Annotated in this window: 11 protein-coding genes and 1 tRNA gene; 2 read left to right on the forward strand and 10 right to left on the reverse strand. The window is 32.9% G+C overall.

The features are described 5' to 3' along the window. Positions 1–31: 31 nt before the first annotated feature. From BLV37_RS12945 to BLV37_RS12975, 7 genes are all read right to left on the reverse strand, one after another. Positions 32–616, reverse strand: coding sequence for a lytic transglycosylase domain-containing protein (locus tag BLV37_RS12945; RefSeq protein WP_091732287.1), 585 nt, complete (start codon positions 614–616; stop codon positions 32–34). A 19-nt stretch (positions 617–635) separates the two neighbouring features. Next, positions 636–1,250 (reverse strand): dephospho-CoA kinase, encoded by a 615-nt coding sequence (gene coaE, locus BLV37_RS12950; RefSeq protein ID WP_091732290.1) that lies wholly within the window; start codon positions 1,248–1,250, stop codon positions 636–638. Further along, the gene (polA, locus tag BLV37_RS12955; protein ID WP_483145414.1) at positions 1,237–3,909 is read right to left on the reverse strand and encodes a DNA polymerase I; all 2,673 of its coding nucleotides are present in this window, start codon (positions 3,907–3,909) and stop codon (positions 1,237–1,239) included. Before polA ends, coaE begins: the two co-directional genes overlap by 14 nt. Before the next feature lie 173 nt (positions 3,910–4,082). Further along, positions 4,083–5,168, reverse strand: a complete 1,086-nt coding sequence (locus tag BLV37_RS12960) for a DUF4349 domain-containing protein (protein ID WP_091732295.1) — start codon at positions 5,166–5,168, stop codon at positions 4,083–4,085. Positions 5,169–5,189: 21 nt separating this feature from the next. Beyond that, entirely contained in the window at positions 5,190–5,780 is a 591-nt protein-coding gene (locus BLV37_RS12965; RefSeq protein ID WP_091732299.1) for an RNA polymerase sigma factor, read from the reverse strand. A 159-nt stretch (positions 5,781–5,939) separates the two neighbouring features. Next, the gene (locus BLV37_RS12970) at positions 5,940–7,127 is read right to left on the reverse strand and encodes a L,D-transpeptidase (RefSeq protein WP_176967980.1); all 1,188 of its coding nucleotides are present in this window, start codon (positions 7,125–7,127) and stop codon (positions 5,940–5,942) included. Between the two features lie 204 nt (positions 7,128–7,331). Then, positions 7,332–8,282, reverse strand: a complete 951-nt coding sequence (locus BLV37_RS12975) for a metal-dependent hydrolase (RefSeq protein WP_091732318.1) — start codon at positions 8,280–8,282, stop codon at positions 7,332–7,334. 419 nt (positions 8,283–8,701) lie between these two features. Here BLV37_RS12975 and BLV37_RS12980 point away from each other — a divergent pair. Next, a tRNA-Leu gene (locus BLV37_RS12980) sits at positions 8,702–8,788 on the forward strand. A gap of 52 nt (positions 8,789–8,840) precedes the next feature. Here the strand turns inward: BLV37_RS12980 and BLV37_RS12985 are convergent. Both BLV37_RS12985 and BLV37_RS12990 read right to left on the reverse strand, forming a co-directional pair. Continuing rightward, on the reverse strand, positions 8,841–10,370 hold the full coding sequence (locus BLV37_RS12985) for a tyrosine-type recombinase/integrase (protein ID WP_091732336.1): 1,530 nt from the start codon (positions 10,368–10,370) through the stop codon (positions 8,841–8,843). Positions 10,371–10,475: 105 nt separating this feature from the next. Continuing rightward, positions 10,476–10,724: a helix-turn-helix domain-containing protein gene (locus tag BLV37_RS12990; RefSeq protein ID WP_091732339.1), complete on the reverse strand. Its 249-nt coding sequence runs from the start codon at positions 10,722–10,724 to the stop codon at positions 10,476–10,478. A gap of 434 nt (positions 10,725–11,158) precedes the next feature. Here BLV37_RS12990 and BLV37_RS12995 point away from each other — a divergent pair, with 434 nt between their 5' ends. After that, positions 11,159–11,893 (forward strand): site-specific DNA-methyltransferase, encoded by a 735-nt coding sequence (locus BLV37_RS12995; RefSeq protein WP_143031526.1) that lies wholly within the window; start codon positions 11,159–11,161, stop codon positions 11,891–11,893. Positions 11,894–12,271: 378 nt separating this feature from the next. Here BLV37_RS12995 and istB read toward each other — a convergent pair. Further along, on the reverse strand, positions 12,272–12,915 hold a 644-nt coding region (istB, locus tag BLV37_RS13000; RefSeq protein WP_091732348.1), incomplete at its 5' end, for an IS21-like element helper ATPase IstB.

A 12,915-nucleotide genomic window follows, 5' to 3' on the forward strand; every position in this document is an offset into this window, starting at 1 on the left:
AAATTATTTTTAAGCTAGTGTTATTTATTCTTTAATTCTCAAAAGTGTTATGATTATACAGCTTTTTATATATATCGTATGCTTTCAATACTTTTATTAGATAAACTTCAGTTTCTTTAAAAGGTATATACTTAAGGCTTTCTCCATCATCACTATAATTTAAATCCTTTAGCCATTTTGTAACATTACCACTTCCTCCATTGTATGCTGCTAGCACAAGCTCTAAATTATTATTGAATTGATTTTTTAGCTTATTTATATACCAACATCCTATTTCAATGTTTATTTCGGGATCGTATAACAGCTCATCCTTATAGTTTAAAATGCCTATCTCCTTCGAACCCCACTCACCAGTAATAGGCGAAATTTGCATTAATCCCTTTGCTCCCTTATGTGACAATGCATCCTTGTTATATTTGCTCTCAACCTTTATAATGGAAGCCACAAGAAAAGGATCTACATTGTATTTTTGTGAGTATATAGATATTTGTTCCTTATATTTTATAGGGTAAAAAATCCTGCCAAACCACCCTATACTAAAAAAAATAGAGGCTAGAATAATTATTGTAAAAAATAAAGATAATATTTTTCTATATCTAATAGTAATAATCTGCAACAGCATCCCTCCAAAATCACTAGACTTCCTCTAATGCCTTGTTTACATTGTCTATTAACTCCTTTATGCTTCCTGTATTGTATATTACTACATCAGCATATTTCAACTTTTCTTCTATAGACTTTTGAGCATTGATTCTTCTAATTGCATCCGCTAAATCAGTTTTATCTCTTTCTATAATTCTTTTTAGTTGGGTTGTCTCATCTGCATATACTAACCATATTTCATCAAATAATAAGCCTGAGCTATTAAGATTTTCTAGCTCTTCGATTAAAAGTGGAATGTCTAGAAAAACCACCCTATAAAGTAATGAGTATTTAAAGGTTTCCTCTTTCATTTTTTTATTAATTTGGGGATGAAGGATACTATTTAGCCTGTGTCTTAAATTAGTGTCATTGAACACAATGCTACCTAACTTTTTCCTATCTATGCTACCATCGTCCCTTAATATTGTTTCCCCAAAGCTTTTTACAGTTTCAATATAGGCTGGTTCTCCAATATTAACCACTTCTCTTGCAATTAGATCTGCATCTATTACAGGAAAGCCCTTTTCCTGTATTATCTTAGAAACAGTGCTCTTTCCAGTTCCTATACCTCCTGTTAGTCCAATGATTTTTGTTTTATTTTGTGTCATACCAGCTATCACCTATTTCCATATCCACCTTCAACGGAACATTTAGGGCTATTGCATTTTCCATTAAATCTTTTAATAAAGCTTTCACTTCTTCTACTTCTTCTTTATGAGTTTCTACAATGAGCTCATCATGCACCTGAAGAATAAGCTTTGATTTTAGTTTTCGCTTTTTTAATTCATTGTAAACATTAACCATAGCTAATTTAATTATGTCGGCTGCACTTCCTTGTATAGGAGTATTCAGTGCCATCCTTTCTCCAAAGGATCTAATATTAAAGTTTCTTGAAGCTAATTCAGGTAAATACCGTCTTCTGTGTAAAATTGTTTCTACATATCCTTTTCTTTTTCCTTCTTCTACAATACTAATCATATATTCCTTTACCATATTATAATTTTTTAGGTAATTATCTATATATGTTTTTGCCTCTTTTCTTGTAATTTTCAAATCTCTAGCAAGTCCATAGTCACTTATACCATAAACTATACCAAAGTTTACTGCCTTTGCTCTACTTCTCATAAGTGGAGTTACCTCTTGAAGGCTAACGCCAAATACCTGAGAAGCTGTTTTGCTATGGACATCTTCACCTGTGAAAAAAGCTTCCTTTAGCTTAGGATCATCTGAAATGCTTGCAAGAACTCTAAGCTCAATTTGAGAATAATCTGCATCCACTAAAACATAATCATCATTACTTGGAACGAACACCTTTCTTATTTTTCTGCCCTCTTCAGTTCTTATAGGTATATTTTGTAAGTTAGGCTCTGTACTGCTTATTCTCCCTGTAGTAGTAATTGTTTGATTAAAGCTAGAATGCACCTTGCCAGTTTTTTTGTCAATAACAGATATCAATCCATCTACATAAGTGGACTTTAACTTAACTATTTGTCTGTATTCTAATATTTTCTCTGCAATAGGATGCATCTCCTCCAGCTTTTCAAGCACTTCAGCATCAGTGGAATATCCAGTTTTTGTCTTTTTGATTACTGGCAGCTCTAGCTTTTCAAATAATATTTCTCCTAGCTGCTTAGGAGAATTAATATTAAATTCTCCTCCTGCAAACTCATATATCGACTTTGTAAGTGATTCGATTTTTATATCAAACTCTTTTCCTAGCTCTTTTAATTTTTCTCCATCCACAGTAAAGCCAGAAAATTCCATGTTACCCAACACACTAATTAATGCTATTTCCACATCATAAAATAATCTTTCCATATTTTGTTCACTTATAGCATTCTCTATAGGCTCTTTTATTTTACATATGATTTCTAGCTGATTAGATATATATGATATTCTTTCAGTTACCAGCAATTGACCAAAGGTTTTTTTGTTTTTTCCAGTACCTAATAATGCCTCTTTACTATCTATATCAATATTTAAATAATGCTTTGACAGGTTTTCTAATCTATAATCGTTTTGTGATGGATTAAGTAAATACTGCCCAATCATACTGTCAAATACTATGCCTCTTAAATCAACACCATATCTTAATAATATTAAAATCTCCTGCTTAATATCATGCCCTAGCTTATTTATTTCTTCATTTTCTAGAATTTTCTTAAATAAATCGATAAAATCTTCAATGGTTATATTTCCATCAATAAAATCGATATAATAGTTTGTTCCTATTGATGGTTTAACTCCTACACCCAATATAGCATCTTTTAACGGATAATCTCCATCAACTAAAAACTTTAAAATCATAGTCTTAGAATCCTGAATTATCTTTATAATATTTTCAAGTTGAGCTTTTTCCTTAAGTATTATATTTTCGACAGTTAGCTTTTCTGTAGTGGCTTCCTTTTTATGAGTAGTAGATTCTAAATCTAGCTTTCCTAAAAGGCTATTGAACTCTAGCTTTTTATAAATATTGTATAGCTCCTCTTTATTAGGCTCACTCCAAAGTAGCTTATCTAGATTTACTTCTAGGGGTACTGTAGTAATTATTTCAGATAGTCTCCTGCTCATTAATGCTTGATTTCTATTTTCAGCTAGTCTTTCCTTAAGCTTTCCTTTAATTTCATCTAAATTATTGTATATTCCCTCTATAGACTTATATTCTTTTAAAAGCTTAATTCCAGTTTTTTCTCCCACTCCAGGAACTCCTGGTATATTATCTGATTGATCTCCCATTAAGCCTTTCAAATCAATGAACTGCTGTGGTGTTAATTCATATCTTTCAATAATTGCTTCTTTATCATAAATCTCCATAGTAGATATGCCTTTTCTTGTAAGCAGTACTTTAGTTGTATCACCAGCTAGTTGCAAATAGTCCTTATCTCCGGTTACTAAAACTACCTCTAATTCGTTTTCCTCTCCTATTCTAGCAAGTGTCCCTGCCAAGTCATCTGCTTCAAAGCCCTCAGCTTCAACTCTATGTATATTCATATTATCTATTATTTCTTTAAGTATAGGAAACTGCATGGATAGTTCATTAGGCGTTTTCGCTCTTCCAGCTTTATAGTCTTCATATTCCTTATGTCTAAATGTAAGTGTTTTTTTATCAAAAACAACACTAATATAGTCTGGCTTGTATTCATCTGTAACCTTATAAAACATAGTCAGAAAACCATATACTCCATTAGTATATACTCCATCCTTAGTCATCAAAGGAGGTAATGCATGAAAAGCCCTATGAAGCAAACTATTCCCATCTATAATCATAAATCTACCTTTTGTCAATTATACCAACTCCTTAAGAACTATTTCTATTTTATTATGCACCACAATCTATTCAACAAATCCTTAACTTTAAGTATATATTAAAAAAACTAATCAGTAAACAAATAGGACTCTTAAAATAAAAAGGACTCTTATGAGTCCATTAGTCGTCACCTTTATTTATTACCATTAAGCTTAGCATTAATGGTGGGCAAGGTTATTGCGTTTTCAATTTTCTCTATAGCTCCTAATTCCGTGCTTATTTCTTGCTTCAATTTTTCAATCTCATCTTCAACAAGTAAAATATCTGTAATGCTCTCTGCTCTATCTAGTATTTCTCTCAATAAAACCTCTTGTTCATTAAGATTTCTTAATTTAGTCTCAATCCTATAATACTGGTCTGTAACATCACTTAACATTGACTCTTCATCTAAAATATTGCCTAAGGTCCTTAGAAAGTCTAAGGTCTCCTCAAATTTATCTGCTGGTATTCTAATTTTAATCAAATAATTTTTGCTATTTGTACTTGTATGAGCTTTATTAGTTTCTGTTTTAAAAGCCTCAACATAGCCTCCGTTTTCCTCTACATGATCAGCAATATCCTTAGAAGCCAAATCTAGCTCTTCTGTTTCGATACATAAATATGCTTCTTTTATTGATTTTCTCCCATTAACTATTCCACTTCTAGAGGCCATGGCACCATAATCGTTCATTGAATTATCAAACTCAGCCTCTTCAACTATTGAACTATTTCTAAAGATGGCCATTTCTTTATCACCTGATTCTTCATCTAAATTTTCGGTGATTATATGCTCTCCATCAACAACCTTATTCTCAGTACTTGGTTCTATGCTAAGTGCAATGTTTTCTTCTGACAATTTGCTTTTAGTGGCTTGAGGTGCCATGCTATCATTTGAAATTTCATTATTTATATTTGGCAATTTCAAATTTTCTCTTAGCATTCCAAAGCTAATAATCATGACAATAAGGCTTGCAGCTATTGATGTTATAACTTTCCAGCTTGGTTTCTTGTCCTCTTTTGCTGCTTCCTTAAGCTTTCTTCTAAGTTCAAATTTATAGTTATCAGGTAACTCAACCTGTTCCTGCTCTCTTACATTCTTAATAATATTTATCATTTCTTCATACTCTCTTCTGCAATTATTACATTTTAAAATATGAAGCTCAAACTCTTTATTTTCAATTTTGCTCAATTCATCATCAATATATAAGGATACATTTCCGATAAAATCATTACAGTTCATTCTATCCCTCCTTTCAATTTATTAGACGACAGTTTCTTTCATTTGTTCCGTATCTCTAATTATTATTTCCTTTAAGTTATTTCTTGCTCTACTTATCCTAGATTTTACTGTGCCAATGGAACAATCTAATATTGTTGATATTTCTTCGTAGCTAAATCCTTGAATGTCCCTCAAAATAATCACCGTTCTATGGTTATCGTCTAATTTATCTATAGAGTTATTTACTAACTCCTTTGTCAGCTTTCTTTCTAGTAACTCTTCTGGAGTATGAGAATCATCTGGAATATCCCTCTCTATCTCTCCATCATCAGTTTGTATTGGATTATCTATAGAGTACACATTGGTAGTTTTTTTTCTTAAAAAGTCTAAACAGGTATTAGTCACTATTCGATATAACCAAGTAGAAAAAGAAGAACCAAAATTAAAGGTTTTAATCGATCTAAAGACTTTTATAAATGCCTCTTGCGATACATCCATTGCATCTTCTGGATTTTTTAGCATCTTTAAAGCTATATTATAGGCTGTCTTTTCATATTTTCCTATAAGTTCATCAAATGCTTCTAGGTTTCCTTTCATGCACTTTTTTATCAGTTTCTGCTCTCTATCAACCATTTATTCACCCCTCTTCAAAAAAGGACTTCCCATATAATTATATATGTTAATTGGTATCTTTTAAACTTAAATATTATTTTACCATCTTTAAGAAACTTTTGCACAAAAAAACTTCTAATTCTGGAAGTCAAAATTAGAAGTTTTTATATTTTAGATAGCCTAATAGAATATTTCAATATATTTGTCTTTAGTATAAATACTAAATTTAAAGCCTATTTCCACCGAAAGGTCCATCAATGAAATATAGTGCTTATCATTTAATATTGTACTTACTGTCTCTAAGCCATCAGTTAAAATATTTGGTTTGTTATTTAGTACTTCGCCTTCTATACTAAGCAGGTGTGTCAAAGCATCTAGAGAAATAAGAGTTTCTCCTTCTATATCTAAAATTTCTCCTTTAACAAACTTATTATTGAAAAGTAGATAATTTAGATTATATTTTATTGTTTGTTGACTTTGATTCTTTTTATGATCCCCTCCAAGGTTAGCTTCTAAGCTGTTTATAGGTATATATCTATTGTTATTTTCCTTTACTATAGGTATATAGCTATTAAATACTCTTATATAATCTTCATTTTCATCATTAGTTATGTCTATATTCAAGAATTTACATACCTTGTCTACATTTACATACATATTATCTTCTATAAGTAGAATATCATTGGTAACATAGTTGTCATTAATAAAGTAGGCCCACTGTTCTGAAAATACTACTATTTCTTTTCTAATTAACTTTTTTAATTCTTTCATTTTATTAATTTCTATTTTTTCAATTAAATTTAGCTCTATTAATTTTTCATCTACCTTTTCCTGCAGATTTGGCATTTTAGAATAATAATCAGGGTATACAATTATTACTGGATTTAATCCATCAATATCCTTTTCTATTTTAATCAACTCATATTTTATTGCAACTGGATCTCCTAGCTTGACCTTACCATATAGTTCCTTTATGTCTTTATCATACATCCTAACACATCCAGCAGATATGAAGGTACCAATAGATTTAGGATTGTTATTGCCATGAATTCCATAAAAGGGTTTAAAACCAATCCATCGGCTTCCTAATGGATTGGCAGAGCTTCCACCTACTATGTTTTGTTTAGAATAATATGGATTTATAATTTTATTCACTATTTTATAATTTCCTATAGGTGTTTGACTATCTGGTTTTCCTACGGCTACAGGGTATTTTTTCAAGACAGTATCATTTTCAATAAGGAACAAGGCTCTAGATGGTATATCTATTTCTATTCTATATTGAGGCACTTGTGGCTCTGCATGTGCCTTGCAGTTTTTAGTAATGATTAATGTACATAATAGCAAAATAAGCAATATTTTTTTCATAAATCTCCTCCTGTTATAGTAAATCTTTTGCTTCATATGAAAAAGTAGAACTATTCTATTGGTACAAGAAGAGTTTATGTAATTTCTATTATCTTTATCCAGAATATAATATTAAATAATAATTACAAAAACACGATAGGGATAAACATGTTTTCATGGCTTGATCATGTTTATATCTATCGTGTTAATATTAAAAACTACTATTTACGCACTCTGCACAACTATTCTATTATCATATTTATATGGATGGAAGGCTTCTTCAATTACTTGATTGTTCTCATCAAACACTATGGTTACATGATGCATAAAATTATTTCTTAAATAGAATCTTAAGTCTGTAATTTTCAGTTCAATGTTAGTATCTTGTTCAACTATCTCCACATGAGTAACAGGTGAAAATTCTCGGAAATACCTTCCTAATTCAGTTCTATATGCCTTCTTAATCAATTTATTATTGGGCTTAATAAGCTTCTTGCGAATCTTAACCTTATTTGTTATAAAATTAATCTGCCCTACAATATTATATTTCTTAGTTTGTATTATAAAATCCCATTTAAAGAAATTCATTAGAGCTGGTAATACATACAGCTTATCCTTTCTTTCTGATATTTTATATCGATTATCTAATATTTTCTTTACTCTATTTTTTATTAGTATTCTAAAAGAAATATATAAAGAAACTAGGATAATCGTTGCTAATATTTTTGTTGCTCTATCCACATTAACAAATATCAAACCCAAGCTTAATACAGTAATAAAAGGATCATACAGCATTAGTATGCCTGCTACTAATTTTCTATTGTTAAATGGTAACAGAGGTCTTACACCATAAGAATTTAATATATCGAAAAAAGTATGGCTTGCACTACCTAAAAATACCCATAACAAAAGATTTAAAAAGCTGGCCTCTTTATAAAACAAAGATAAACCAAAAGTAATGATTAAAGAAATACCGACTAAACCTACAATGGAATGACTTACCCCTCTATGATGCTTTAAATACTGATAATTGCCCCAATACTTGACTACTACATCTAAATCAGGGGCAATAGCACCTAAGGTAACCCCAACTACAAGAGGATTTTCAATACTTAAAGGCTGACCACTTAGTGCAGCTATTCCTAGGCCTATTATTCCATGAGTTACTGGATCCATTTTTACACCACCATCTATTAATTAAAAGTAAATTTGTTAATATCCAAAATATCTATTAGATTTAAAGGAAATATTTTTTGCATCATAACAAGAATTATAACATAATTTTTTGTTTTGTGTGACTTTTTTAAAAAGTTATTTATTTGACAATTTTTCTAATCTTTTTATATGTTTAAAAAATTAACTGTTGATTTTTCACCTTATTTGTGCTAATATTTCTTTTGTAGCTAATATGCCCGAGTGGCGGAATGGCAGACGCACTCGACTCAAAATCCAATTCGTCTATTCAGCAAGCATACACCAGAAGCCTTGATAAATCAAGGGTTCAAGCAATTAAATAATGTGTAATTTTTCAATATCCCTCCACTATATCCCTCCAACTTCTAGGTCTGAGGTGAGTGGTACGGATAAAACCAAATGCCGATGTGGCGGAATAGGCAGACGCACCGCACTCAAAATGCGACGAACGAACGTTCGTACCAGTTCGACTCTGGTCATCGGCACCAGAAAATCCAAGCTCCATAGCTACCAACTATGGAGCTTTTTATTTTTTTTTGATTATTGTTCATATTCCGTAGAGGCTTCTGCCTGTCCTCCTCCTTGTATTGGAGCTAACACGGATAAAATCGCATTAGCTGAGGTTTCTTTACTGCTATAATCCAAATGCGTATAGATATTAGATGTTGTGGAAATGTCGCTATGACCCAACCACTGCTGGATTTCCTTAAGACTTACGCCATTAGCATACAGTAAAGTCGCACAAGAGTGACGTAAATCGTGGAATCTGATTTTCCTTAGTTCATTCTTTTTTAAGATTATGGCAAAGTGCTGGGTTATATAGTTCGGCTTAATTCTCTCGCCTAACTCATTGACATTTATAAAGTCTAGGTACTTATCGTTGTAACTACTACCGCATAACCTTCTGTTTTTGTCCTGCTCCTGCTTCATTTTAACTAGCAAGTCCTCAATTGGCTTAACTAAAGGTAGTACCCGCCTACTAGATTTTGACTTAGTGCCTGCTTTTTCTACGATAAAGTTGCCTTGGCCGTCTCCGTTATTTGCTTCAGTCACAATATAATTGATTGTTATTTCTTTTCTTTCAAAATCTATAGCACTCCACTTTAGACCCAGAACCTCACTCCTACGCAATCCGTAGTAAGCAGCTAAGATTATAGGCAACTCCAAAGGGTCTCCTTTGGATACCTCGAATAAAACTGTAAGCTCGTCTTTATTGTAGTAAGATGCGATGTAATCCTCCTTTTTAGGACGCTCAACCTTATCTGCTGGATTTGACTTGATTAAATCCAGCTGAAATGCGTGCTGTAAGGCTTTGCGAATGTTAGCATGACGGTGTATAACCGTATTGGCTGTCAATCCTTTGTTTAGCTCGTACTGATAAAAGTCTTGAATATACTTTGGATTTTCCTCCATATCTGTCAGCGTATAGCCTTTATCTTTGAAGTAGGGTACTATACTTAGCTTAATCGTACTGCTATAAGACGCAAAAGTTGCTTCTGCAATCCTCGATTTCATCATTTCCAGCCACTCTAACATAAAGTCCGTAAATAAGACCGATACCTCATTTGTTGCTGGATTTATACCTTTGGCTGGGTTGCTCTCAATCCAACCTAACTCTACTGCATAATCAAGGGATAATGTGATTATCTCGTGTAGCTGTAAAATTGTCTTTTTAGAGGCGTGGTTCTTAGTCTTTTCATAGTTGTAATAACTCTCTAAGGTTGACGTTTTAATCTCGCATACCTGTGTCGCTAGGCTCTTAAAGTGAGGGCCGATAAAAAGTCTTACATTATGTGAGTATAATGCGAATGTTTCTGCGTCTAGGTTCTTCGCCTCGTCTTTCAACCAGTTATCGAGGAAGCTATGGAACTGCGTGTTCTTGCCCGTCATTATATCCTCTGGTCTAAAGTTCTTTCTAGTCTCCAATAGCATAGCCTCAGCACGCTTCTTGTTTCCCTTTATAGGAAGTCCTGTGCTTATTGATTTCGTTCTTCTTTTATTATCACCGTCCTTATAATTCAATATCATTTGAAAATAGCCATTCTTTTCTCTCAAGTGTCCTGCTACCATAATTCTTATTCCTCCTTTTAATGATAGCAGCCAGTCTATCTACCACTGACTGCTATAGTATACCGCCTTAGTTAGTTGCCTACAATGTTCAACGCAATAGATTTTTTAGGCTGACTTCATAAAAAATAAAATATTATGCTTAGGTACCTTATAGGTTCGTCCAATCTTAAAGTGCTGAATCTTATTTTCCTTTAGAAGTTTATAGCCTGTTTTTATGCTGATACCAAGCATTTCACTCATCTGTTCTACATCCACCACATCTGGATAATCACTAAACATTTCAATATCTTCTTTAGTCACTTCCTTTTCCTTTAAGGTTCTCAAAATTCTAATCTTTGCTGATTTCTTTCTCATAAAAACACCTCCTTATTTTTGTATTTGGGGTGTTTTATGCGATGCCTGATTCTACAGCAGATAAATAGAGTAAAATTTTTGACTGGCCTTTCGGCCTAGTAGTAGGTATAATTAACTCATAATCATCGCCTTAGGGAGGATATAAAATGTCTCGAACAAAGAAATTAACGCAAGCTGAGAAGCGTGCTCTGATAAAGCAACAGATAAAAATCGAACCGTCGCTGTCGTCGAGATCTATAGGTAGACAACTTGGAGTAAGTCATGTTACGGTAGAAAAAGTAAGAAAAGAGTTACTTGAAAGTGGTCAATTAACCACTGTGGACACTCCTCCTGAATACTTATCTCACCCATACCTAAAAGAGCATCCTGAAATACTTGGTAAACTTGACGCAAGAGGACTCCGTGCATTAAAGGCACCCGAAGTGTTGGATTTCATGCAGGAGCGTGGCTCTCTTAGTCCTCGCAGTTCCCAAGCTGCACTTAATAGGAAACGAAAAGCTGCAAGACGCAAAAATACCTCTGGTGTAGTACCAGAGGTAGATATCAGACAATGCGACTTGCTTAAAGACGATTTAAGTTGGATACCGGATGATAGTGTAGACTTAATACTGACGGACTTACCCTACTCTGTTGACCATATCGAGCTTTACCGTATACTGAGTCATCTTGCAGGTAGGCTTCTAAAGAAAGACGGTATTGCTAGTCTTGTTTGTATGACAGGCTACGTTGCACTACCTGATATACTAGACGCTCTACGCACTGATAAAAGACTCTATTATAACTGGACGCTTACGACTATATTTCCAAGACGGTCATCTAATTTAGGCTGGATAGGTGTTAGTTCTTTTGCAAAACCAGTTATACATTTGACAGCAGGTAGTAGATATAAAGGTGAGATTTATAGCGACTTGATTACAGCTGAACCTGCAAATAAAAATCGTGAAATAGAATGGGAACAACCACTCGATGTCTTTGATGAGCTTGCAAAGAGATTCTTGCAGCAAGGAGATAGTGTAGTGCTAGACCCTTGTTGTGGGTCGGGAACAAGTCTGTTGGCAAGCCTTCGTACTGGCTCCTGTGCTAAGGTTATCGGAACTGATATCAGCAATGACTGTATTAAGATAAGCAAACGTAGGATAGCCGACTATCTCGACGGGCAAGATGAGTAACCTCTTAAAATAAGCATACCGTAGGTATGTAGGAGAAGTCCCGTCCTATACCTACTTACACTCCCACACCTATCTCTTCACTTATTTGCCGTTATGATTAATATAATACAGGGCCTGGCTGACTTTAGTTTAAAGACGATATAAATATAAAAACTTATTTTCAATAACATTTAATAGTATAATACACCGTCACTATGTATTTTTTAATCGAAGTCACTTTTAACTTACCTATTATAGAAGTTACGATACTCCAGCAAGCCTTATGCTATCGAATAAAGCTGAGCGTCTAGTAAGTTGTAGACGGCGAAGGTATCGGCCTGTAAATGTCAATCCCAAATTGTACATTTATTAGAATCTCAAAATGTACAATTATTAGAATTAGTTATTGCTACCTTTTTTACTTTCTATCAAATCCATTTTACCTTTTAGCCTATAAGAAGGTCCTGTAATCTTAATAATGCTTGAATGATGGATTAATCTATCTAGAATTGCATTAGCTAGGGTTACATCTGAAAATACCTCTCCCCACTTACTAAAAGGCTGATTTGTAGTAATTATAGTTGAGTTTTTCTCATATCTTTTATTTATTAGTTGAAATAATAGATTTGCTCCTTGTTTATCAATAGGTAAATAGCCTATCTCATCTATTATTAACAACTTATATTTAGCAAAATGCTTCAATTTAGCTTCTAAACGGTTTTCTGCATGTGCCTTATTTAGTTGCATAATTAGATCATGGCAAGATATGAAATATGCCATATTTCTGTTCTTAGCTGCAGCAATCCCAATTGCAACAGCTAAGTGAGTTTTACCAACGCCAGAAGATCCAAAGAAAAGTATATTCTCCTTATTCTCTAGAAATCTTAAACTTTCAAAATCTAACAATTGAGCTTTGTTTATAGATGGCTGAAAATCAAAATCAAAGTCTTGTAGTGTTTTTTCAAAAGGAAACGCAGATACTGATATTTGAATTTTTGAAGCTCTATCGTTCCTAAATTCTAATTCTTTTTCAGTTAATTCTA

It is taken from the genome of Proteiniborus ethanoligenes, from assembly GCF_900107485.1.
GTDB classification, from domain to species: Bacteria; Bacillota; Clostridia; order Tissierellales; family Proteiniboraceae; genus Proteiniborus; species Proteiniborus ethanoligenes.